This is a genomic window from Neobacillus cucumis, from assembly GCF_002860255.1.
GTDB lineage: Bacteria > Bacillota > Bacilli > Bacillales > Cytobacillaceae > Neobacillus > Neobacillus cucumis_A.
In genome coordinates, this window is the sequence record NZ_PGVE01000091.1 from 1 (window position 1) to 22,936 (window position 22,936).

The 22,936-nt window shown below is 35.6% G+C and carries 25 protein-coding genes; 14 read left to right on the forward strand and 11 right to left on the reverse strand.

What is annotated here, in order from left to right:
* Positions 1 to 291: 291 nt before the first annotated feature.
* Complete coding sequence (locus tag CVD27_RS24310; protein ID WP_101651290.1) at positions 292 to 2,442, reverse strand: PAS domain S-box protein; 2,151 nt, start codon at positions 2,440 to 2,442, stop codon at positions 292 to 294.
* 291 nt (positions 2,443 to 2,733) lie between these two features.
* On the opposite strand from CVD27_RS24310, the gene yhfH (CVD27_RS24315) reads away from it, so the two are divergent.
* The 4 genes from yhfH (CVD27_RS24315) to CVD27_RS24330 all read left to right on the forward strand — a co-directional run bounded on the left by yhfH (CVD27_RS24315) (position 2,734) and on the right by CVD27_RS24330 (position 3,682).
* Complete coding sequence (yhfH, locus tag CVD27_RS24315) at positions 2,734 to 2,868, forward strand: protein YhfH (RefSeq protein WP_101651291.1); 135 nt, start codon at positions 2,734 to 2,736, stop codon at positions 2,866 to 2,868.
* A gap of 96 nt (positions 2,869 to 2,964) precedes the next feature.
* Complete coding sequence (gene yhfH, locus CVD27_RS24320) at positions 2,965 to 3,099, forward strand: protein YhfH (protein WP_101651293.1); 135 nt, start codon at positions 2,965 to 2,967, stop codon at positions 3,097 to 3,099.
* Positions 3,100 to 3,220: 121 nt separating this feature from the next.
* On the forward strand, positions 3,221 to 3,415 hold the full coding sequence (locus CVD27_RS24325) for a hypothetical protein (protein ID WP_101651295.1): 195 nt from the start codon (positions 3,221 to 3,223) through the stop codon (positions 3,413 to 3,415).
* Between the two features lie 15 nt (positions 3,416 to 3,430).
* Positions 3,431 to 3,682 (forward strand): transcriptional regulator SplA domain-containing protein, encoded by a 252-nt coding sequence (locus CVD27_RS24330; protein WP_101651297.1) that lies wholly within the window; start codon positions 3,431 to 3,433, stop codon positions 3,680 to 3,682.
* Between the two features lie 45 nt (positions 3,683 to 3,727).
* Here CVD27_RS24330 and CVD27_RS24335 read toward each other — a convergent pair whose 3' ends face one another.
* Entirely contained in the window at positions 3,728 to 3,946 is a 219-nt protein-coding gene (locus tag CVD27_RS24335; RefSeq protein WP_239557887.1) for a cold-inducible protein YdjO-related protein, read from the reverse strand.
* A 58-nt stretch (positions 3,947 to 4,004) separates the two neighbouring features.
* Between CVD27_RS24335 and CVD27_RS28395 the strand changes: the two genes are divergently transcribed.
* Entirely contained in the window at positions 4,005 to 4,142 is a 138-nt protein-coding gene (locus tag CVD27_RS28395) for a hypothetical protein (protein ID WP_180960426.1), read from the forward strand.
* Positions 4,143 to 4,235: 93 nt separating this feature from the next.
* On the opposite strand, the gene CVD27_RS24340 is transcribed toward CVD27_RS28395, so the two are convergent.
* From CVD27_RS24340 to CVD27_RS24350, 3 genes are all read right to left on the reverse strand, one after another.
* Positions 4,236 to 6,155: an endonuclease MutS2 gene (locus CVD27_RS24340; protein ID WP_101651299.1), complete on the reverse strand. Its 1,920-nt coding sequence runs from the start codon at positions 6,153 to 6,155 to the stop codon at positions 4,236 to 4,238.
* Positions 6,156 to 6,525: 370 nt separating this feature from the next.
* Complete coding sequence (locus CVD27_RS24345; RefSeq protein WP_257984478.1) at positions 6,526 to 7,227, reverse strand: LrgB family protein; 702 nt, start codon at positions 7,225 to 7,227, stop codon at positions 6,526 to 6,528.
* Positions 7,187 to 7,579 carry a CidA/LrgA family protein gene (locus tag CVD27_RS24350; RefSeq protein WP_101651303.1) on the reverse strand — a complete coding sequence of 131 codons (393 nt, stop codon included), beginning with the start codon at positions 7,577 to 7,579 and terminating at the stop codon, positions 7,187 to 7,189. Before CVD27_RS24350 ends, CVD27_RS24345 begins: the two co-directional genes overlap by 41 nt.
* 158 nt (positions 7,580 to 7,737) lie before the next feature.
* On the opposite strand from CVD27_RS24350, the gene CVD27_RS24355 reads away from it, so the two are divergent.
* Positions 7,738 to 8,340, forward strand: a complete 603-nt coding sequence (locus CVD27_RS24355) for an SCO family protein (RefSeq protein ID WP_101651305.1) — start codon at positions 7,738 to 7,740, stop codon at positions 8,338 to 8,340.
* Positions 8,341 to 8,709: 369 nt separating this feature from the next.
* The gene (locus tag CVD27_RS24360; protein WP_101651307.1) at positions 8,710 to 10,329 is read left to right on the forward strand and encodes an ABC-F family ATP-binding cassette domain-containing protein; all 1,620 of its coding nucleotides are present in this window, start codon (positions 8,710 to 8,712) and stop codon (positions 10,327 to 10,329) included.
* A 43-nt stretch (positions 10,330 to 10,372) separates the two neighbouring features.
* Here CVD27_RS24360 and CVD27_RS24365 read toward each other — a convergent pair whose 3' ends face one another.
* Complete coding sequence (locus CVD27_RS24365; RefSeq protein WP_101651309.1) at positions 10,373 to 10,513, reverse strand: YuzL family protein; 141 nt, start codon at positions 10,511 to 10,513, stop codon at positions 10,373 to 10,375.
* A gap of 101 nt (positions 10,514 to 10,614) precedes the next feature.
* On the opposite strand from CVD27_RS24365, the gene CVD27_RS24370 reads away from it, so the two are divergent.
* A complete protein-coding gene (locus tag CVD27_RS24370) occupies positions 10,615 to 10,857 on the forward strand; it encodes a YkuS family protein (RefSeq protein WP_101651311.1) in 243 nt (80 codons plus the stop codon).
* A 42-nt stretch (positions 10,858 to 10,899) separates the two neighbouring features.
* Here CVD27_RS24370 and CVD27_RS24375 read toward each other — a convergent pair whose 3' ends face one another.
* Both CVD27_RS24375 and CVD27_RS24380 read right to left on the reverse strand, forming a co-directional pair.
* Positions 10,900 to 11,310, reverse strand: a complete 411-nt coding sequence (locus CVD27_RS24375; RefSeq protein ID WP_101651313.1) for a hypothetical protein — start codon at positions 11,308 to 11,310, stop codon at positions 10,900 to 10,902.
* Between the two features lie 117 nt (positions 11,311 to 11,427).
* Positions 11,428 to 11,892 carry an Hsp20/alpha crystallin family protein gene (locus tag CVD27_RS24380; protein WP_257984479.1) on the reverse strand — a complete coding sequence of 155 codons (465 nt, stop codon included), beginning with the start codon at positions 11,890 to 11,892 and terminating at the stop codon, positions 11,428 to 11,430.
* Positions 11,893 to 12,104: 212 nt separating this feature from the next.
* Here CVD27_RS24380 and CVD27_RS24385 point away from each other — a divergent pair, with 212 nt between their 5' ends.
* Positions 12,105 to 12,323, forward strand: coding sequence for a hypothetical protein (locus CVD27_RS24385; RefSeq protein ID WP_374703106.1), 219 nt, complete (start codon positions 12,105 to 12,107; stop codon positions 12,321 to 12,323).
* 53 nt (positions 12,324 to 12,376) lie between these two features.
* On the opposite strand, the gene CVD27_RS24390 is transcribed toward CVD27_RS24385, so the two are convergent.
* Together CVD27_RS24390 and mprF are read right to left on the reverse strand one after the other, a co-directional pair.
* Positions 12,377 to 13,537 (reverse strand): D-alanyl-D-alanine carboxypeptidase family protein, encoded by a 1,161-nt coding sequence (locus CVD27_RS24390; RefSeq protein ID WP_257984480.1) that lies wholly within the window; start codon positions 13,535 to 13,537, stop codon positions 12,377 to 12,379.
* Between the two features lie 142 nt (positions 13,538 to 13,679).
* On the reverse strand, positions 13,680 to 16,208 hold the full coding sequence (mprF, locus tag CVD27_RS24395) for a bifunctional lysylphosphatidylglycerol flippase/synthetase MprF (protein ID WP_257984481.1): 2,529 nt from the start codon (positions 16,206 to 16,208) through the stop codon (positions 13,680 to 13,682).
* Between the two features lie 250 nt (positions 16,209 to 16,458).
* Here mprF and CVD27_RS24400 point away from each other — a divergent pair, with 250 nt between their 5' ends.
* The 5 genes from CVD27_RS24400 to CVD27_RS24425 all read left to right on the forward strand — a co-directional run bounded on the left by CVD27_RS24400 (position 16,459) and on the right by CVD27_RS24425 (position 22,360).
* Complete coding sequence (locus CVD27_RS24400) at positions 16,459 to 16,911, forward strand: cupredoxin domain-containing protein (RefSeq protein ID WP_101651319.1); 453 nt, start codon at positions 16,459 to 16,461, stop codon at positions 16,909 to 16,911.
* 323 nt (positions 16,912 to 17,234) lie between these two features.
* Positions 17,235 to 19,460: a formate C-acetyltransferase gene (gene pflB / locus CVD27_RS24405; protein ID WP_101651321.1), complete on the forward strand. Its 2,226-nt coding sequence runs from the start codon at positions 17,235 to 17,237 to the stop codon at positions 19,458 to 19,460.
* A gap of 65 nt (positions 19,461 to 19,525) precedes the next feature.
* Entirely contained in the window at positions 19,526 to 20,275 is a 750-nt protein-coding gene (gene pflA, locus CVD27_RS24410; protein WP_101651323.1) for a pyruvate formate-lyase-activating protein, read from the forward strand.
* A gap of 498 nt (positions 20,276 to 20,773) precedes the next feature.
* Complete coding sequence (gene yidC, locus CVD27_RS24420; protein WP_101651326.1) at positions 20,774 to 21,571, forward strand: membrane protein insertase YidC; 798 nt, start codon at positions 20,774 to 20,776, stop codon at positions 21,569 to 21,571.
* A 183-nt stretch (positions 21,572 to 21,754) separates the two neighbouring features.
* Positions 21,755 to 22,360 carry a YhcN/YlaJ family sporulation lipoprotein gene (locus tag CVD27_RS24425; protein WP_142384137.1) on the forward strand — a complete coding sequence of 202 codons (606 nt, stop codon included), beginning with the start codon at positions 21,755 to 21,757 and terminating at the stop codon, positions 22,358 to 22,360.
* Between the two features lie 294 nt (positions 22,361 to 22,654).
* On the opposite strand, the gene CVD27_RS24430 is transcribed toward CVD27_RS24425, so the two are convergent.
* Positions 22,655 to 22,858, reverse strand: a complete 204-nt coding sequence (locus tag CVD27_RS24430) for a DUF6501 family protein (protein WP_101651330.1) — start codon at positions 22,856 to 22,858, stop codon at positions 22,655 to 22,657.
* Positions 22,859 to 22,936 lie beyond the last annotated feature (78 nt).

Sequence of the window (22,936 nt, forward strand, 5' to 3'; positions counted from 1 at the left end):
CAAACACAGTTCATTCACCTCGAGTTTTAGTCCATAACATTCTAATTATAGTATAGGTGAAAACCCCCGTCAAAACCAAATTGAGGGAGAATATTTTTAATTAGAAAAGCGCAAGCGCCTTGATCAGCCCCGACAAGCATAAGACGAGCCTGCCGAAAGGTTTCTTTTTAACCTTTTGGACGGATTGGCTGTAGACCATCGAGGGGCTAGGCGCTGGAGCTGGACAATTCTCAAAGTCGAAAATTTTTATACTTCCTTATCTCATTAAAAAAACGAGAGTTTCCTCTCGTTTTAAGCAATTTTGGCCGGTAATAATATATTGAAAGTTGTACCCTTATTCGGTTCGCTCTCAACAAACACTTTTCCATTATGACTTTCAATAATTTTAAAACTTACCATTAAGCCTAAGCCATTCCCATTTTTCTTAGTGGTGAAAAATGGTTCTCCTAATTTCTTTAGTTTTTCTTTTGGTATACCAACACCTGAATCTTGGATAGAGATTTGGACGTTATTTTCATGAATAACCGTCTTGACCAGTAAATCTCCGCCATTTGGCATGGCCTCTATACCATTTTTAATAAAGTTAAGAAATACCTGTTTTAACCGATTTTCATCGCATTCAATTTGGATAATCTCTTGATTACAGTCAAATGATAATCGGACATTCTTTTTCCTTGCTTCAAATTCAAGCAAAGAAACGACATTTCGAATAACAGGTACGACATTCTTTTCCTCTAGCTCAACCGCTTTAGGTTTAGCTAAAACCATGAAGTCTTCCACAATGGAATTGACCCGTTCAATCTCATCCAAAATAATATTTAAAAATTCCATCCGCTCTGGATCTTTTTCGTCTAACTGTAAGAATTCTGTATAACCTTTCATCGATGTTAGAGGATTACGGATTTCATGAGCAACCCCTGCCGCCAATTGTCCTACTGCGGCAAGCTTATCTTGACGATGAAGAACCTCTTCAGTTTTCTTTCTCTCTGTTATATCGTTACGGATAGCCAGATACTGATAAGGTTTTCCCTGTTCATTTAAAAACGGAACAATGGTTGTATCAACCCAATAATAGGTTCCATCCTTCGCTTTATTTCTTAACTCCCCCTTCCAAACTTGACCAGAACCAATAGTCTTCCATAAGTTCTTAAAAAATTCCTTGGAATGATGACCAGAATTAAGAATCCGATGATCTTGCCCGAGTAATTCTTCCCGGCTAAACTTAGAAATCTCACAGAACTTGTCATTTACACTGGTTATGGTCCCTTTAGCATCAGTAAAAGCAACAATAGACGATTGGTCTAAGGCAAATTTTATATCAACATTCTCTTTAATCATTTCTGTAAGATGATCTTCTGCCTTTTTGCGATCAGAAATATCAGAGCGGATTGCAATATATTGGACAGGCTTTCCCTTTTTATTTAAAAAAGGAACAATGGTTGTGTCCACCCAATAAAACGAGCCATCCTTCGCTTTGTTCCGTATCTCACCACGCCATATTTTGCCTGCCTGAATAGTTTGCCATAAATTTCGGAAGTATACTTTTGAATGATAGCCTGAATTGAGGATTCGATGATTTTTACCAATGATCTCTTCTTTTGTATATTTAGAGATCTCTTCAAATTTATCATTTACAAATGTAATAACCCCTTTAGGATCCGTAATAGCAACAATGGTTGATGCGTCAAGAGCAGCTTTAATATCTTTTAAGTTAGTATCCGTTGTAGCTAATTGTTTACTGATTAACATACTTGAAATAATCAAACCGCCAATAATTAATACGGAAACAAACAATACTAAATAAATGAAAAAAGGGCTGTCTGCTTGATTATCTGATACTACACCACTAGTAAGCACGGCAGCTCTCTTTAATAAAAAATGCCCTTCGGCAATAGCTGCTGTTATGATAAGAGCACTAATTGGTTTTAACCAGACTTGATTACCTTGTGAATAACTTGAGGAAAAAAGGATCCACAATGAGAAAAAAAAGGATCCAAAGATTAACAATCCCGAAAAAATCATAAGAGGGAGATTATAATCTATATTTACATTCATTGAATATAAACCAATTACTTGGATGGCCATTACTGCAAGTGTTAAAAATAAACTGCCAACTAACAAGTGATAGATATTAACTCTTCTGCCAAAAAACCAAAGGAAAGCCATTCCGGTAAAGGCTATTCCAATAAAAATAGAAAGAATCGTTAATGGAATATGATAGCTTGCCAACCGATTCGTGTCAGCGGATATTAATGCCATAAAGTTCATTACCCATATTCCAATCCCCATGGATAAGGTTCCGCCTAAGAACAAAAGTCTTTTATTCTGGTTTGAAGATCTTATTAAGGTAAACATATCTAGTGCTGTATATGATGCCATGAGCGTTAAACCGATGGCGATAATAATAAAGTATGGATGAAAAGTACCAAACATTGCACTCATTAACCTACATCCCCCCAATGCGACAATGTATTTTCTACTACGATTGTAATGTAATTTAAATAGTTATGGAAGTAATATTTCCATATATACTTCTTTTTTTACCTTTTTTAAAACCCTGATTATATATAAATTGAATAATTTCATAATTAAGTTTTTGGGATAAAAGACTTATTTTTTTTAAAATTGATAAATTTTTTCAAAAAAAGTCTACACAAAAAGATGTTTTTTGTTTATACTGTACTATAACAAGAGGAAAATAAATAAACTGTATTAATAAAGGAGGGGTTTTACATGTTAATAAGTCCAGTTGAATTTTTCCGTAGTTTACCGAAAAAGGAATGCCCTGAATGTGGTCAACACATGGAGGAACAGGCTGAAAGTTACCTAATGGAATGTGACCGCTGTTTATCAAAAAGAGAAGAGTAGTTTCAAACAAATCAGCCATATTAGATATTTTTTTGACCTAACTGTACTACAACAACAATTACAGCAATAGACTGTATTACTAAAGGAGGGGTTTACATGTTAATAAATCCAGTTGAATTTTTCCGTAGCTTACCGAAAAAGGAATGCCCACAGTGTGGTCAACATATGGAGGAACAAGCTGAAAGCTACTTAATGGAATGTGACCATTGTTTATCAAAAAAAGAAAATTGAAATAAAAAAACTCTCCATGTTTGATGGAGAGTTTTTTTCATATAGAAAATATATTCCGTTATGAAAAAAAATAGGAAGGCATAAACCATTTTCTCTATGTGAAACCTGTTACTATAAGGAGATGATTCTATTGGCTAAGAAGAAGGATTATTTAACACCTGCAGATGAGCAGCCACAAATGACCATCGAAAATGGTTCTGTATTCCCCAATAAGAAAAATACACCAGGAGATTCAGTAAACGAGCATAAAGTGCTTGAAGAAGCAAATATGATCATCACCGGGGATGAAATTCGCCAGCAAAACGAAAATTTGTAAAGGAGGTATTTATATATGAGTATTCTTGATTTAGAAAATGCCAAGCCCGGGGATGAAGTATATGTTATCTACCGTAACCCGCATGTTCCTTCAGTAGCAAATGTGCAAGCAGCCGAGATTGTTCAACACCCTAAAGATCCAAATGCTTTAGCCTTATTTCTTAATGAAACCTTCCATGTCATTGAGGATGATGATGCCTTATATACTTCCTCAGAATCGGCACAAAGAGCATACGATGAACATTTCTATGATTTTGGCGAAGAATAAAAGACTGTCATCAAGAGACAGTCTTTTTATCAATAGTATATTTATTTAAATCTTTGGGAGTTCTCTGATTTCCTGTAACATTTGATTGCCGCACATTGGACATAAAAGATCATCTGCGACAAAATCTTTTCTCATCCAGCCGATACAAGCATCGTCCGAGCAAGAGTATACCTCAGTGTCGACGAGAATGGTTTCAATTTCTTCTTCTTTAGCCCTTTTACCGTAAAAAATGGGAACCGCCTCCTTTTTTACTAGTATGTACAAAAATGTACCTTTTCATTTGCCAAAAATATTTCTTCTCACTATAGGGGGGTTAATAGGTATGTCTTCTACTCAGAAACGTTATACGAACGTCGGGACAGATATTGAAGAAGTAAAACGATTAAACACTCAATCCGGTTTAAGTTATAATGAAGTAAAGTTACTTCTCGCTCAACAATATCTAATGCAAAAAAAGTAGTGTGTACTTTATAGCTGGATAACATCTTCTTTACTATAATCGTAATGAGGATGTCTCTTAAGGGATTTAGCCTTAGAGACATCCTGTTTGCCTTTATTCTGAGTAATCGATAGTTATATTTTCTTGGTGCTCTTTGGATAAAAGCTTGCTTTTTTTTCGATTCTCTTTCGATTGAAAAATAATATCAAAATCATAATCATCCGGATACAGCTCATCTGCTGCAATATATAAGGTCAACCGTTTATGGTTTAAAGATATTTTTTCTCCTTTTACTTGGACTATATAATTACCAAACTGGTCCGGTCCCTTATAAATAATCCCATATTCTTTTGAAGGCGAAATTTTCACATTGTCCCCTTGACGATAGTGTGGTATTTCATTTTTGGATTGATTTGGTCGTTCCTGATATTTATTTATAATCACCTGTTTTTCTAATTCTTTTAATTTCCATCGATCGCTTTCTTGGATTTGATAGTGTTTTTCCTCTTTGTAGGTGATGTAATGAGCTCGTTCGACAATAGCCGGATGCATCCCAAGTCTTAAGGAAATGGCAAACGCTTGGCTTTCTCCTCCCCTGCCAATGAGTAAACGGTAGGTTGGCGAAAGCGTCCTAATATCAAACTCCATTGATCCTTTTAAAAAACCTGGATGTTCCTCAGCAAACTCTTTGATTTCACTATAATGGGTGGTTGCTAAAAGGGTAGCTCCCTTCTGATAAAGCGTTTCCATGATGGCAGTGGCAAGCCCCATTCCTTCACCCGGATCAGTTCCCGACCCAAGTTCGTCTAATAAGGCTAATGTTCGATTATTCGTTTCTTTTAAGATTTCAATAATATTGACAATTCTCGAACTAAAGGTACTTAAATTTTCGGAAATACTTTGCCCATCACCAATGTCAACCAATATTCGATCAAAAATTCTAAGATTACTTTCCTCAGCTGCTGGAATATGCAAACCACATTGAACCATTAAAGTTAACAGACCAACCGTTTTAATCGTAACTGTTTTACCACCGGTGTTTGGGCCCGTGATTACCAGTGCCTTTTCTTCCTTTCCCATTGTAAAAGATAATGGAACACCCTTATTCCCTAGCAGAGGGTGCCTCGCCTGTATTAATTTCATTTCTTCAAATTGGTTGATTTTCACCTTTGAACCATTAATTGTCCGGCAATATTTTGCTTTTGCAAATAAGAAATCATACTCTATCATGGTTTCCACAGCAAGGCGGATTTGCTGCTCCTTCTGCTCAACCAATCCCGTTAAATAACTTAACACCCTTTGAACTTCTACCTCTTCATCTGATAGAAGCCAAGTTAATTGATCCTGAAAGGTAGCAATTTCTTCAGGCTCGATAAAAAGTGTGGAACCTGACGCTGACGTATCGAGGACAGCCCCTCTTATTTTCGTACGATATTCCTTTTTAATCGGAATCACATAACGCCCATTCCGTTGACTGACGACATTTTCCTGTAAATAGGTTTTATACTTATTAGAACGTATCAACTGCATAGTTTTTTCTTTTAAACGCTCTTCTTGTATAGCTACTTGTTTTCTTACCTTTAATAGCTCCTTAGTTGCGTAATCATCTACCCGGCCGTTTCGAACGCAGCGAATAATTTCAGCTGCTAGTTCAGGTAAGTCATCAATAATCTCAACATATGAAGATACCTTTGGTGCATAATAGGCTTTGTCTTTCATGTACCTTCGCATCTTACCGCAGCAATCCAAAAAGTCATAAAGCTTTGATAACTGCTCCACTTTAAGTGCTGCTCCTTTATTCATATTACCTAAGATCGTCGTCATGCCATCAAGACCATGAACGGGTACACTGGCACTTATTTTCAGTATCTCAACTGCCTCTGAAACCTCTTCAAGCCAAGCCTCTATTTGCTTTACATTTCCTGATGGGGCAAGATTGTGTATTTTCTCTTTACCTTCCTTCGTTAAGGCAAAGGCGGCTATATCATCCTTTATTTGTTGAAATTCAAGCATATGAAACGTATGTTGATTCATTATACAAGCCTCCTAAAATAAAAATAGCCGCAATGAACAATGTCATTGCGGCTTAAAGGTAATGAATGGAATACCACTCATTTTTCCACACTTAAAAAAATCCAAAATAAAAACTGTCTACACAAGTGTACACAGCTACTTTGAAAAAAGTGTATGCTTATGCTTGCCCATTGTTCTTAACCTCATTCCATGACTAAATAAACCCTTCATTTCCCAATAAAAATGAATGAGCACGATGGAATGATAATATCCAATTTGATGGATTAGTTAAGAACGACACCTAACATAAAACATACTCCTTTGTTTGGAAAAATTTAATTCTTCTAAAGAATACGGTAATTAACAACATTTGTCAACTAACATTAGCCTATTAGGTAATAAAATTAATAATGTAAGGAACGATAATCGAAGTTAAAACTGCTGCAATCCCCATCGCTGCCCCTGATACAGCTCCTTGGATTTCTCCTTCCTTAACTGCCTCAGCTGTTCCAATCCCATGGGCAATAGTACCAATGGAGAGACCTCGGGCAAAAGGATGGTCAATCTTAAACCAACTCAATAGTTTGGCTCCAAACATAGCCCCAATCATTCCAGTAATAATTACAAACGCTGCGATAAGAGAGATATTCCCATGAATAATCCCCCCTATTTCCGTTGCAACGGGAACAGTAACAGATTTTACAGTCATACCAAGGAGATAAATTTTTGAAAGATGTAATCCTTTGGCGATAAAAAGAGCTGAAGCGATTGTTGAAATACTTCCAATGAATAAACCTGATACAGCTGCCCATATATATTTTATGAATAAATCCCGATTCTTATAAATCGGAACTGCCAGGGAAACAGTAGCAGGTCCAAGCAGATAGGTCATAATAATTTTAGCCTGTTTATAATCCGGATACGATATTTTAGAAATTTTCAAAATAATGATAATAATAACTGTACTCAAAAAAACAGGACTCGTTAATGGGGAGGGATATTTTTTAGTAAAATAACGTGCAGACAAATAGACAGCAACAGTTAGTAGAATACTATAAAGCGTGATCATGATAATCCACTTTTTCCTTTTCATTTTTCTCAATGACCGATTGAGTTGTTTTTCCTGCTGCAACTATTCCAATAAAAGCACTGATCAAAAGAATAACTAGTAAAATCCAGCCTTTTGTTATGACAATATCTCCTAATGTCATTAGCCCGACAGAAATCGGAATAAAAAAGAAACCGAGATGTTTAAGAAGAAATCCCACTGTACTTTCGATTTGTTCCACCTTAATCAAACCTGACCAGAGTAATAGAAACAATAAAACAATTCCAATCACATTTCCCGGAATTTGCATGTGCAAGTACTCGACTGTTAAGTTCCCCACTTGATAGATAATGACAAGAATGGAAAGCTGAAACAAGATTTTACCAGCCTTTTTCATATAAACACCATCTTTCGTACGATGAAAAATCAGATACAAATGTCTAATTATAATACAGTATAAAGGAATAAACTTTATGCCGCATCCACTTTTATTCACAAAATATCCATATCTTTTTTACAAGAACTTATTTATCTTAATGGTAGGAGGGGATCGTTTTGAAAAGGATTTACATTATTTGTAGTCTTGCTGTTATTTTGGGTATTTCGGGAGGAATCTCTTATTTCCTTATTCGGGATGCAAACACGGCAATTCCAGCAAGCACTACTTTCATTACTCAAAATGGTGAAACATTTAATTTCGGAAAAGAAAAGACAACGCTAAAGCTGGTTGAATTTATTTATACCCACTGTCCTGATGTATGTCCAACCACTACACAAAAAATGGTAGAGTTAAAGAAAGATTTATTGCAAAAAGGAGTCTACGGAAAGGACATAGAGTTCGTCACGATTACTATCGACCCTTATCGTGATACACCAGAGATATTACAAGACTATAAAAAGGGGTTCGGAATAGGTAATGACAACGATTGGGTGTTTTTGACTGGAGTAAAACAACAAATAAAAAATAATCAAAAAGAGCTTCATAAAATTACAGATGCTCTTCAGTTCCAATACAAAGATCCGGGAAATGGCCAATTCATTCATTCCACCTTTACGTATCTAGTCGATGAAAACAACAAATTTATTGCAAAGTTCCCAATGGGAAAGGATTTTAATCAGCAGGATGTATACGATAAAATATTAGATAAAATAGACTAATAAAAAAAGCGCTTAGTCCTTATGGATTAATCGCTTTTTGTTTTTTAATATTTCATACGAAGGATGAAGGATTTTATTTAATTTGCTGCAATATCAATAAATAATTAGACTTTGGTTTGGTTAGACTCGCTTTGATACCTGCTTTTTTTAGTTTGTTAACGAGTTCAGTAAGCTGCTTCTTTGCCATACTTTTCACCCTCTTTAAAACTTCTTAATCCAATTCTACAACAAAAATATGAATAAAGTGTGAAAATGGAAAAATTTTTTTAGAAAATTTTTCTTGATGTTCAAATTATCTTAAAAGAATTCGCTCTTCCTCTAAAATAATGCTATAATTAATAGATATTTTTGTTCTGGAGGATTACTACTATGATTACTGTAAGTAACGTAAGTTTAAGATACGGTGACCGAAAATTATTTGAAGATGTAAATATTAAATTTACACCAGGAAATTGCTACGGTCTAATTGGGGCTAATGGTGCAGGAAAATCAACATTTCTAAAAATTTTGTCCGGTGAAATCGAAGCACAAACAGGAACCGTTCAATTAGGTCCAAACGAGCGTATGGCTGTTCTTAAGCAAAACCATTTTGAATATGAAGACTTTGAAGTTCTCAAAACTGTTATTATGGGTCACGCTAGACTATATGAAGTTATGCAAGAAAAAGACGCTATTTATATGAAAGAAAACTTCACCGATGAGGATGGGATGAAAGCAGCAGAACTTGAAGGTGAATTTGCTGAACTAAATGGATGGGAAGCTGAGCCTGAGGCAGCTATTCTTTTAAAAGGTCTTGGAATTGGGGAAGATCTACATTATAAAAAGATGGCTGAACTAACAGGTTCAGAAAAGGTGAAAGTGTTGCTCGCCCAAGCATTATTTGGCAGACCTGATGTTTTACTTTTGGACGAACCGACAAACCACCTAGATATTAAGGCTATTCAATGGCTTGAAGATTTCCTAATTAATTTCGAAAACACTGTAATTGTCGTATCCCACGACCGCCATTTCTTAAATAAAGTTTGTACACACATAGCAGACTTAGATTTCAGTAAAATCCAAATTTATGTTGGTAATTACGATTTTTGGTATGAATCAAGTCAATTAGCATCAAGAATGGCTTCAGATGCGAACAAGAAAAAAGAAGAAAAAATAAAAGAACTTCAGAGTTTTATCGCACGATTCAGTGCGAATGCCTCTAAATCTAAACAAGCAACATCTCGTAAGAAGTTATTAGATAAGATTACTCTCGATGATATCAAACCATCTTCCCGCCGTTATCCATTCGTAGGATTTACACCGGATCGTGAAATTGGAAATGATTTATTAAGAGTTGAAGGTTTAACTAAAACCATTGATGGGGTAAAGGTATTAGATAATGTAAGCTTCTTTATGAATAAAGGCGATAAAATTGCCCTTGTTGGAACAAATGAGTTGGCAAAAACAACTTTCTTTAAAATTTTAATGGGAGAAATGGAGGCTGACAGTGGTTCATTTAAGTGGGGAATCACTACTTCGCAGGCCTATTTTCCTAAGGATAACTCCGAGTTCTTTGAGAATAGTGATATGAATCTTGTTGATTGGCTTCGTCAATTTTCACCAAAAGACGATAGCGAAAGTTTCTTAAGAGGATTCTTAGGAAGAATGCTCTTTTCCGGTGAAGAAGTGTTGAAAAAAGCAAGTGTTCTTTCAGGTGGAGAAAAAGTTCGCTGCATGCTATCTAAGATGATGTTGAATGGAGCCAATGTTTTATTGCTAGATGAACCAACTAACCATTTAGACTTAGAGTCGATCACTGCTTTAAATAATGGATTAATCAATTTCAAAGGATCTATCCTATTTTCGTCACATGATCACCAGTTCATCCAAACAATCGCAAACCGAATCTTTGAATTTACACCAAAAGGTTTGGTAGATAAGCAAATGACTTATGATGAATATTTAGAAAATGAAGAGATCCAAAAGCAAGTAGCAGAAATGTATCAATAAGTAAAAGAGGATGTCCAAACAGGTGACATCCTCTTTTTTAACCTTAAAATCTCTTTTGTTTTTTTCTAGATGACGGCACTTCCATTGAACCGGTTTCTGTGTTAGTGGTTCCTTGACCTTCTACTTGCGGGGAATTAAGGCCGATAGTGGATGGATCGGCTTTACCTTTTCTGCCTCTCGACATATCATACACCTCCCCTATTATCCTTTGGACAAATATCTCTGCTTATACAGAATATTTCCCCAAGCTTAAGGCAAAATAATCTATAGGAGGAGGTGTTTTGTATGGCAAAAGTTGGAGTAGAACAATCTCTTACAAATATTCAACAAGCATTAAGGGACAAAGGATACGATGTGGTAGAATTAAAGCAGGAGTCTGATGCACAAAATTGTGATTGTTGTGTAGTTACAGGTCTCGATTCAAATGTGATGGGTATGTCTGATACCTCCACAAAAGGCTCTGTAATTGATGCAAATGGAATGTCTGCTGATGAGGTATGCCGTCAAGTTGAAAGCAGATTGCAATAGTTTTTTATGAAAGACTAAAGTACTTATAGACTTTAGTCTTTTTTATCCTTCTTTTTTCGCTTTAATATTGACCTTAAGATTCTGATCTGGCTCTTTTTTCTTTCTGACGTATTGGTTCTGGTCTTTTCTTTCCCCTTCACCTAGATTTGGTGTAAATTCACCACCATACGTCGCCCCAATGTTTAATTTTCCTTTTAACTCTTTTATTCCAAGTTGGCCAAAGTTATTATTTAACTCATATTTATCTAAAATAACTTTTTCTATATTGATTTTTTCAATAATAATTGGTGGATCCTTCGCTTTTGCCTCACCTTCTTGTAAACCTTGCTCTTGGGAGGATTGGAGTGATTTTTTTAGCTCCTCGATATGGATTTCTAATGAAATCAATTTATCCTTTAATTCCTGTTCATAATCATTTTTTTTGAATATAAGGAATAAATCTTTTAATGACATAATCATAAACTCCCTTATTGTTTACCCTCTCTTCTATTTATATGGGGAAAATAAATGAACATGTCCAAGAATTTTAGAGGAACATAAAAAATGTCCCAACATTGTATGTTAGTTGTTCTACTCAATCGGAATAGTTTCACCCTTTTCAATTGTACGCTGGTAGCTGACAAACAATAATCCATTCCAAAATTTCGCACTCAGTTGATTCGGGGTGACTGTGTCTGGTAATGTGACCTGTCTCTGAAACTCACCATTAAATCGTTCAGAATAGGTTATGGTTAATTGCGGTTGGAGGGGATTCACTTTTCCTTTAATTGTTAAAATATTTCCATTAAGCCCCAATTCCATATTCTCTTTTGCAACTCCAGGAAGTTCAATAACAACCACAACCTCTTTCTCCCCTTCTAAAATTTCAATAGAAGGGAATGTTCTTGGTTTTTCTACTCTTCCTGACTCTCCACCTGCCTTTCCTTGTTGCTCATTCATAAATTGTTTCGCAAATTCCTGGTCAAAAATATTGTTCCAAAAGTCACCGCCATGCATGTTTTTTGCAATATCCATCCACTGTTTTAATTTTTCCATATCCATCACATTTCACCGCCTTTTGCCCGCCTTATTTATCTTCGTATCCCATAAATTCATTCTTCTTACTTTCATCATACGATTCATATTCACTATTTAATCCAACTATTACGCTTCCTTCATAAACCATTTAGAATCGCATATATTTATTATCAGTGGAAGGAGGAAATGATGTGACAGTACCAGTTCCTTTTATTAATATAAATATATTCATGATAAAAATTAATTCCTTTGAAAATGCCTCTGCAGTAAATATTGGTCAAAATCTACTGGCTGAGTGGCATAATTCTGATAAAAAAAATCAAGGATACGGCCAAAATTTTGGGGATCAAAGTGATTTTGTTGCTAATAGAAGTTTTGTCGATGATAGAGACCAAATCGACTCCCCTGCCTCTTTCGACTCTCGTCCAATTACAATAGAAGATTTATAATCTAAAAAATAAGCCATGAGAGGGACTCACCCTTCCATGGCTACTCATATTTTTCAATATTTCCTTACACGTTTTTTTCGAACGGTAACAATCCCAATAATAACAATCATCATGCCAACAATCGAGTTTACAAAGATTAGCCCATCCTCTTCATTTTTACTCTTTTTAGCTTTCTTCAATGAAATTACTGTTGGCTTTGGAGGTTCTTTGTAGGTTAATTGTACTGTCTGTACTATTTGACCTTTATTATCCTTAATGGCAAGTAGACCATTGTTTGCTATGTTTTTTAAACATCCATCAATCCGTTCTGTTATCAGGGTATCTTGTTCCGGATAATATTCTTTTCGCTCGGCAGTTGTAAATATTTCTCCCTGTTTAAGAGTCGCATGTTGGAAATTCTTAAAACCATAATTAAATAATAAAGCGGTATCATTATATTTATCATTTTTTAAATTTGATTTTAAAACTACTGCAGTTAATCTGATTCTTCCATTATCAGCGGTAGTCGACAATGTCTGTTTAGTTTCACTTGTATATCCGGTTTTCCCACCAGTAACCCCAGGATATGCCAGCTCCCCCTTTAGCATTTTATGGTGGGTAACTAGGGTTGTTTGCCATGACTGACCTTTCCAGGGCAGTACCTTTGTACCAAAAATTTCGACAAAAACAGGATTCTTTATCGCGTAATTAGTTATTAACGCCATATCCATTGCTGTCGTATAATGATTCTTATCGAACAAACCATTAGGATTAGTAAAATGAGTATCTCTAACACCAATCTTTGTTTTTAAATAAGCATTTAGATTTTCCGCAAACTTTTGAACTGTTCCATCCGTATATTCAGCAATCGCTACAGCTGCATCATTCCCTGAATTAATTAGCATTCCTTGAATTAGCTTTTTTAGAGGAACTTTCTCCCCTTCATTTAAATAAACTCGGGTACCATCTTGTCTTACCGCATTTCCACTAACGCTTACAATACTATCTAAATTTCCCTTCTCAATAGCATAAATCGCAGTAGCTATTTTCGTTAAACTCGCTGGGTACATTCTTTGATTCGCATTTTTAGCATACAGGACTGCACCTGTATCAGAATCAATCAGTACTGCAGCCTCACTTTTAAGAGGGAGTAATTCAGTTTCAGCGGCAGAGACATGCCATTGATTAGTCATAATAAAAAAAATAATTACAATTACTAGTAATAACTTCTTCAATCGGAAAACACCCTTACTTTTATCATATAATTCTTCTTGATTTTACCAGATTATCAAAAGAAATAAAGTAAAATTCCCAAATTCATTCCTCCATATAGTAAATTTTAACCAATAAAAAAAGGTTGGAATTTTCCAACCTTTTTTATGTTCTTTTTTTTGAAATTAATAATGTAATTTGGGCCATAATGATCGGCAGTGATGACTTTCTCCGGTAAGCCAGGTATTTGGATTCCCAACTATCCGTATATTTTTCTTTAAACTTTCGAAGACCTTTAAAGTGATAGATAAAATGACCATGAAGAAATATTTGGGCAGCTATTTTTTCACTCAAAAAGGAAAATTTCGATAAACCTACATTTGATAAAGGTGCCATTCCCATATTAAAACGCTGATAACCTTCTCCCATTGCCCAATCAATTAAAGATAAGAAGAGAAAATCAATTAGACCATCTGGTGCCGATTGTTTGAATCTCATTAGGTCAACAGAGACTGTCTTAAAATCATCATATACACACATAATGCTCATAAAACCCAGTATTTGATCATTTTCATCTTTAACGATGGCAATAGGCGCTTTATTTAAATAATTTTCATCAAAAAAACCAATTGAAAACCCTTTTTCCTTCCCCCCCAAAAGCCACTCATCGGATATTTCCCTCAATTCTTCCATAAGGTCATTTGAGTAAGGTGGATAAAGAACATCAAAATAATATTTTTCACCATTAAATTTATATTTTAGAGCCCTTAAACCTTTCATTTTATTTCCTTTAAGTGAAAAGGTCTCAAGATCAACAAAGGCTTCTTCCCCTAATTTAAAAAACGCAAAGCCATGACCATGTAAATACGGGAGCATGTCATCACTAACTTGGTAGAAAACGGGTGTGTAACCGTGCAAATCAGCGGTTTCTTGAAATTCTTCAATTGCACTCGAAAACTCCTGTTTTTCTCCCACTGGATCTCCAAGGATTATTAATTTATCTGCATACTTCTGAAAAGAAATGAGAACATTCTTCTTTTCATTCCAAAAGATATATTTATCATGCAGGAAAATTAAATGGGATAGTACTTTTCCCGGATACACAGAAAAATGATTGATAATTTTATCCTCATGGTCTTTTGAGCTTTCGAGTTTCCACTTTTTTGGCACACTAATTAAATAACCAATGAAAAGAATACCAAAAGCAATGATCAATCCTATAAAAGCACTGGAAAACAAATCTCGATAGTCCACAATAACATATGGTATAAACTTTTTTGGAATGGTGATTTTAGAATTAGGTAAATTAAAGTACCCGATTAATATATACATAGAAGTAACAATCAACACAATAGTCACATCAAAGATCGTTTTTCCCCAAGTTAAAACATAACTTTCACGATAAAATTGCCCTTTGGACATTCTTAGTAAGAGGGCAACAATGATTAAAAATGCAGCCTCTTCATAGTCAATCCCCTTGAAAATTGAGAATAATGCAGCAAGAATCAGTGCAAGCATGGTTAAATCGTACGTTCTTTTTACACTGTATTCAATCCCGCGGGATAAACCTAACAATAGAAAACCCGCCGCAACTGAAAGCTGGTGTGATACATTGATAATAGGAAAGGACAACAATTCCTGAGCTATACGGAGCCTCGACATAATCCCTGGTACACTTGCAGAAAGCAGCAGGATTAATCCAGATAGAAAAACAAGCATAGTTAAAATAACATGACTTAAGCCCTGAAGAACGGCCTTCGGGATATTATTCCACAATAAATTCCATCTTTGCCAATAAAGTCGTATAAAAAACACTAGACTGATTAAAAATGGAATGAAATAATAGCCAATCCGGTAAAACAAAAGAAGAACAAGGACCTTTTCTTCAGGAATATGTAATTCCTGCATTCCCCAAAGAAACACTAAATCAAACGAACCTAACCCCCCGGGGATCATACTAATAATCCCTGCACAGGCCGCGACAATATAGACTGGGAACAAGTCAAAAAAAGCGATGTGAATACCTAGTATTTTGGTTAAAACAAAAATAGCAGCAAATACAGCAAACCATTCAATCACTGACACAATAATCAATTCAATACTGGCTTTAAGTGTTAATATGCGCTGATTTTCTTTCCCAGATTTAAATATATGTATGAACAAGAAAACAGGCAAATACATGCCTACACCTAATACTGCGAAATAAAGCCATCGCGTATCAACAAACAATGGAAAATTCCGATCATGTATCGTTACAAACCATGAAAGAAAAGAGATACCTGTTAGGTAAAAAAGCGAAACAGTAGCTATTACCCCTAGCAGTTTTCTCTTATCCCTTTCGAGCTTATGAAAAAAATAAGTTCTCAGCATAGCTCCAATCAAACCGCCGAAGCCTAATAAATTAGAAAAAGAGTTTGCAATAAAAGATTGCTCTAGCAATTCTCTTTTGGTTACTTTTAATTTTAATATCTTAACTAAGATCACATCGTATAAAACCATCGGCAATACGGCCACGAAGGTTACTGCAAAGATTACTAATAGCAGCCAAATATTAAGTTGATTGATTTCATTTTTAAGTAAACCTACATTAATATTTCCGGTAAATTTTTCCATCTCAATTATTGCAAAAATCAATAAGAGCACCGGAAAGGTAAATTTCACAACTTTTAGCACTTTATCTTTTCTAATCCCCAACCAGATTACCACCCATTTTTTCTTTCCTGTTTTTACTATATACTCTTCACAAAGAAAAACAAAGTAATATCTTTTATTTAAAAGAACACATAGTTTCATTTTAGACAGATCGATCACACTTCAACCACTTCCGTTCAAAAGCTCTGAACTAATATGAATTAAATTCTTCATAAAAATTCTAAAATGAGACAAGTTTTCTAACCTCTCCAGCATAAATATCTAATAGGACAAATTAATAGGAGGTTTGCAGGTGAAATTCTTAGTCTTTAAAAAAGAAACCCTGTTATTTTTTATAGCAGTCGGGATTGTACTGGCCAGTATTTCTGCTTGGTTCATGTTAAAAGCTGGTGATACAACGGTATTTAATCAACAACAAGGTCAAAATATCCGGCAAATTCATATGGTAACAGGGGAATTTAAAACCACGATGAAAGACGGCAAAGAAATAGAAGCATATCGTTGGGATCCTGGTACGATCGTCTTAAAAAAAGGAGAAAAAGTAAATTTAATCATTAGCGGAATAAATGGAGCTGAGCATCCTTTTTACATTGAAGGTACTACTATTAAGGGGACAGTAAAAAAAGGGAAAGATACTCTTGTTCCTCTTCAATTCCAAAAAGGAGGAACCTATCGTTTAATTTGTGAGGTCCATCCTGACCGAGCTCACAATGGTCCCATGATTGCCTATATTGTTGTCAATTAGGAGCAGGAAATTACTTTTCCTGCTTTTCATGTGTTATAGAAGGCTGTTTCATTTTTTATTACTATTAATATGTTGATATTATTGATTTCTTTCTATATAACAGATTTTAATTTAAATTAATTTTTTATAATACAGTTTTCGTTTTTTAAGAAAAACGTTCATAGAATTTTCACAAACACCCCGAAAAAACCCATAAACAACAAGGATTCACAAATCCTTAACAATTAGTTTGATTTTCACTACAATCCACCTGTTATACTTAGTTCATGAAATAAATAACTTTCTGTTATATATTTTTCTACTAATTTAAGAGGTGAAAAATAATGGAACAATGGCAAGGTTTTACTAAAGGAACTTGGTCAAAAGAAGTCAATGTACGTGATTTTATTTTAAGAAACTACCAACCATATGAGGGTGATGATTCTTTCCTAGCCGGTGCAACCGACGCTACCAACCAGCTTTGGGCGCAGGTAATGGAATTAACCAAACAGGAGCGTGAAAATGGCGGCGTCCTCGATATGGACACAGAAACTGTTTCAACCATTACATCACATGGTCCTGGATATTTAAATGAAGAACTTGAAAAAGTAGTGGGTGTTCAAACTGATAAACCGTTTAACCGCTCACTTCAGCCTTTCGGCGGTATCCGTATGGCTAAACAAGCATGTGCATCCTATGGATATGAATTAAATCCTGAAATCGAAAGAATCTTTACTGATTTACGTAAAACTCATAACCAGGGTGTTTTTGATGCTTATACAGATGAAATGTCGCTTGCTCGTAAAGCAGCAATTATTACTGGACTTCCTGATGCTTATGGCCGTGGACGTATTATTGGTGACTATCGCCGGGTTGCATTATACGGTGTTGATTTCTTAATTAAACAAAAACAATTAGACAAAAAGAATACCTCAAGCGTGATGACAGAAGATAATATCCGTCTTCGGGAAGAGCTTGCAGAGCAAATTCGGGCATTAAATGAATTGAAAGAACTAGGATCAACTTACGGTTTTGACTTATCCCGGCCTGCTCAGAATGCACAAGAAGCATTCCAGTGGTTATACCTTGGTTATTTAGCTGCTATAAAAGAACAAAACGGTGCCGCAATGAGTCTTGGCCGTACATCCACATTCTTAGATATTTATATTGAAAGAGACTTAGAAAACGGTACATTAACGGAAGTAGAAGCGCAAGAAATTGTTGACCACTTTATTATGAAGCTTCGCCTTGTTAAATTTGCACGTACACCAGATTATAATGAGTTATTTAGCGGCGACCCAACATGGGTAACAGAATCAATCGGGGGAATGGCACAAGATGGACGCTCACTTGTGACAAAAAACTCTTTCCGTTTCCTTCATTCATTAGATAATTTAGGTCCGGCGCCTGAACCAAACCTAACTGTATTATGGTCTTCACAGCTGCCTGAAAACTTTAAAAGATACTGTGCAAACATGTCAATAAAAACTAGTTCCATCCAGTATGAAAATGATGATATCATGCGTCCAGAGTACGGCGATGATTATGGAATTGCCTGCTGCGTATCAGCAATGGAAATTGGTAAACAAATGCAGTTCTTTGGTGCTCGTGCTAACCTTGCTAAAGCACTCCTCTACTCCATTAACGGCGGGGTTGATGAAAAGTTAAAAATTCAGGTTGGTCCACAATATCGTCCAATAACTTCTGATATTTTAGATTATGAGGAGGTCATGCAGCGCTTTGATCAAATGATGGAATGGCTTGCAGGTCTGTACATTAATACTTTAAATGTTATTCACTTTATGCATGATAAATATAGCTACGAACGAATTGAAATGGCTTTACACGATACAAAAATTCTTCGCACCATGGCAACAGGTATTGCTGGATTAAGTGTTGTAGCCGACTCTTTAAGTGCTATTAAATATGGTCAAGTAAAAGTAATTCGTGATGAAAACGGCTTAGCAGTTGATTTTGAAACAACTGGCGACTTCCCGAAGTATGGTAACAATGATGATCGTGTTGACAGCATTGCTGTTGAAGTGGTTGAGACCTTTATGAAAAAATTACGCAAGCATGTAACTTATCGTGATTCACTTCATACTTTATCAGTTTTAACTATCACTTCAAACGTTGTTTATGGTAAGAAAACAGGAAACACACCTGATGGACGTCGTGCAGGTGAACCATTTGCACCAGGTGCGAACCCAATGCACGGTCGTGACACAAAAGGAACATTAGCTTCCCTTTCATCTGTTGCTAAGATTCCATATGCCTATTCGATGGACGGCATTTCTAACACTTTCTCAATTGTACCAAAAGCTTTAGGTAAGGAAGAAGAAAACCAAATCACTAACCTTGTGTCTATCTTAGACGGCTATTCTATTAAACAGGGACACCACCTAAATGTTAACGTCTTTAATAGAGAAACATTAATGGATGCAATGGAGCATCCAGAATTATATCCGCAATTAACGATTCGTGTTTCCGGATATGCTGTAAACTTTATAAAATTAACAAAAGAACAACAACTTGATGTAATTAATCGTACGTTCCACGAATCATTGTAATCAGTAGAATATGGAGCTCCTCTAACTTTGGGAGCTCCATCTTAAAAATAAGGGGGATCATCATCATGATTGGAAATATTCATTCTATAGAAACATTAGGAACTGTCGACGGACCAGGAATTCGTTATGTCATTTTTACTCAAGGATGCTTATTACGCTGTCAATTTTGCCATAATGCAGATACTTGGGAAATCGGTTCCGGTAAACAGATGACTGTTTCAGAAATCATGGATGATCTGTCAAGTTACTTACCTTTCATTCAAGCATCAGGCGGTGGGATTACAGTAAGCGGCGGGGAGCCTTTATTACAAATACCATTTCTTACAGAATTATTTAAAGCGTGTAAAAAGAAAGGAATTCACACTACCATCGATTCATCGGGAGGCTGTTTTTCTCACTCTAAGCTTTTCGTTGAACAATTAGAGGAATTATTACAATATACCGATTTAGTTCTACTTGATTTAAAGCATATCAACCGAAAAAAGCATATTCAACTTACAGGTATAGCCAATGACCACATCCTTGAGTTTGCTAAGTTCTTATCCGATCGTAAGGTACCCATCTGGGTGCGCCATGTTTTAGTTCCTACCGTTACAGATGAGCCAGAAGACTTAGAAAAACTTGGTGAATTTATCGGAACACTTGAAAATGTGCAAAAGATTGAAATACTCCCCTACCACAAACTTGGAGTTTACAAATGGGAAGCACTTGGACATGAATATCCTTTAAAACATGTCGAGCCGCCAACAGAGGAAAAAGTGGAGTTTGCCTATCAAATGTTGACTGCACACTGGCGAACACCTTTAAAACACTGATTCATTGGGATCAGTGTTTTTTCTTATCGATCATACGTAACGAATAAAACAATCTTTCCAACTTTTAAACTATTAGCAATCTCTTCATATTATGGGATTTAGACAGTGATAAAATTGATTCTTTTCGGTTTCTCCTATATACTCATATCATTGGTATTTAAGTGAGGTGATAATTTTTGTTCCAATTGCTGATTGACCTTTCAGATATAAATGCTCTAAATGCCCTTTATGTAAGTATTTTTCTGGGTATTACCTTAAAATTTTTGTGGGCTTGGGGTGTAGAATATACTTTTTTCGGTTCCCTATCTGAATCTGCAAACACAAAAATTAATTACCCGCTAGTCTTCTACCGGAAGCAAAATAGTATAAACGGAAGCTATATTCTGAAAAGAATTATTAAATATATTCGTAGAAAAGAATGTTCTAAGGATGATTCTGAAGAACCAATTTCCTTCTTATTGACTAACCACATCTATACTTAGACATTTAGGAGGAAATATGAAAAAGAATCGATCTTCACTTATACTTGCAGCTATTTTTATATTGTCAACTTTGTTATTATCAGCTTGCTCATCACAAGCACAAACAACTACTACCAATAAGACAGGGTTTTTTCAAACCTATTTTGTCCATCCTTTCTCGACAATTATCCATTCAACTGCTGAATTTTTTGGTGGTAATTATGGGTTAGCGATTATTGTTGTTACCCTCATTATTAGGCTTGTACTAATGCCATTAATGCTAAAGCAATACAAAAATCAGATGGTTATGAAAGAAAAAATGGATGTTTTAAAACCTGAGATGGACGCTATTCAAAAGAAAATGAAAACTGAAAAGGATCCAAAAAAGAAACAGGAACTTCAAGCTGAAATGATGGGTCTTTATCAAAAACATGGTGTTAATCCACTGAATATGGGATGTTTACCTATCCTTATTCAAATGCCGATCTTAACAGCTTTCTATTACGCTATTCGAGGTTCAGAGGAAATTGCAACCCACCAATTTCTATGGTTTAATTTAGGCCATTCAGATATTATAATCACGATTATTGCAGGATTGGTTTATTATTTCCAATTCAAGGTATCACAATCAAATATGCCAACGGCTCAACAGCAGCAAATGAAAATGATGGGCTTAATGTCTCCGCTCATGATTGTGATGTTTTCGTTTAACGCTCCAGCGGCTCTCCCTCTTTATTGGGTAGTCGGAGGGTTATTCCTAACCCTTCAAACCTTGATAAGCCGGAAGCTATACCAAGCTAAAAAGCCAATGGAAACCCCTGCTCATCAAAAATAAATGAACGTTAAAAAGAAGCATTGGACCCAATGCTTCTTTTTTTATATTACTTTCTCGATAATCCCTCGGCATACCAACAGCAGCCCAAATACATAACTGTTTACATAATTATAGTTATAGCCTAAGATAGGATAATTTTTTTTATAATAAGAGAACCTATCTGTAAATAACTTAGTAAAAGGAGTGCCTACTTACATGAAAAAAGGGCTTTCTGTTATTGTTTCCCTCATCATTTGTTTGTATATATCTGCCTGTTCAAAAAGTAATGTAGATGATGATGTTTCTTTCAGAAATCGTAACCTTAATAAAACAGAAGCAACGAGAGTAAACTATAACACCCCCAATCATGGTGGTCCAGCCATCACTAGCGTCGATACCAGTGACCCAGAGATTGACCGAGAGAGAAATAGAAACAACCGTTACCCTGGGAATAATCGAAACCGTAATGACTCTTCTAAGATCATAGTTTCGAATCAAACCGCAAATAAGGTTACAGATTTATCAGAAATTGACCGTGCCCATATCCTTGTTACCGATAATAATGCATACGTTGCTGTAAAATTAGAAGGTACTCCTCGTGAGCATTTGACATCCCGTATTCGGAACAAAATTACTAAAGCAGTTAAGTCAGTTGACAGTGATATAGACAATGTATATATATCAGAAAACCTAAAATTTTTTAAACGAATGGATGGATATACTCATGACATTAGACAGGGCAGAGTCTCATCAAGGTTCATTCATGAGTTTTCTGATACAATACGCAGAGTCTTCCCGGATGCTCGCTAATGGTTAATGGATTAAGCTGTCTGAAGAAGGTCAGGCAGCTTCTATTCTCTAAACATTTTTTTAAATTAAGCTCGGGAAATTTGGCTGTTGATTTCCGCTACAGGCGCTCGCTTTCCGCGGGCGTGCCGGGGAGCCTCCTCGGCGCATAAGCGCCTGCGGGGTCTCCCCTGCCCCGTAATCCCGCAGGAGTCGAGCTCCTTCCGCTCCAATCAACAGAGTATAAAAAACAACAATATCGTTTAACAAAGCCTTAAATAAAAAAAAGACTGAAGGCTACGCCTAACAGTCTAAAAGCTATGCATCTTGAAAATATTCTTTGTAGAATCCGCCTACTTTACCGGTATTATCAATAATGTAATAAAACTCTTCTGTCTCGTTTTTTACATCATAAATTTTCCCTGTTGTTAAAGCATTATGAACCAAGTATTTTTCTGCATCAGTATGAACGCATTTAACCTTCTTGATTGTTTCACGATCTTTCCAAGATAAATGAATCATAGTTGCCACCGTCCTTTCGGTCATTGTCCAAGTTCTAGTATAATCAATAGCATAGGGGGTGTGCAACAATATCCTTCA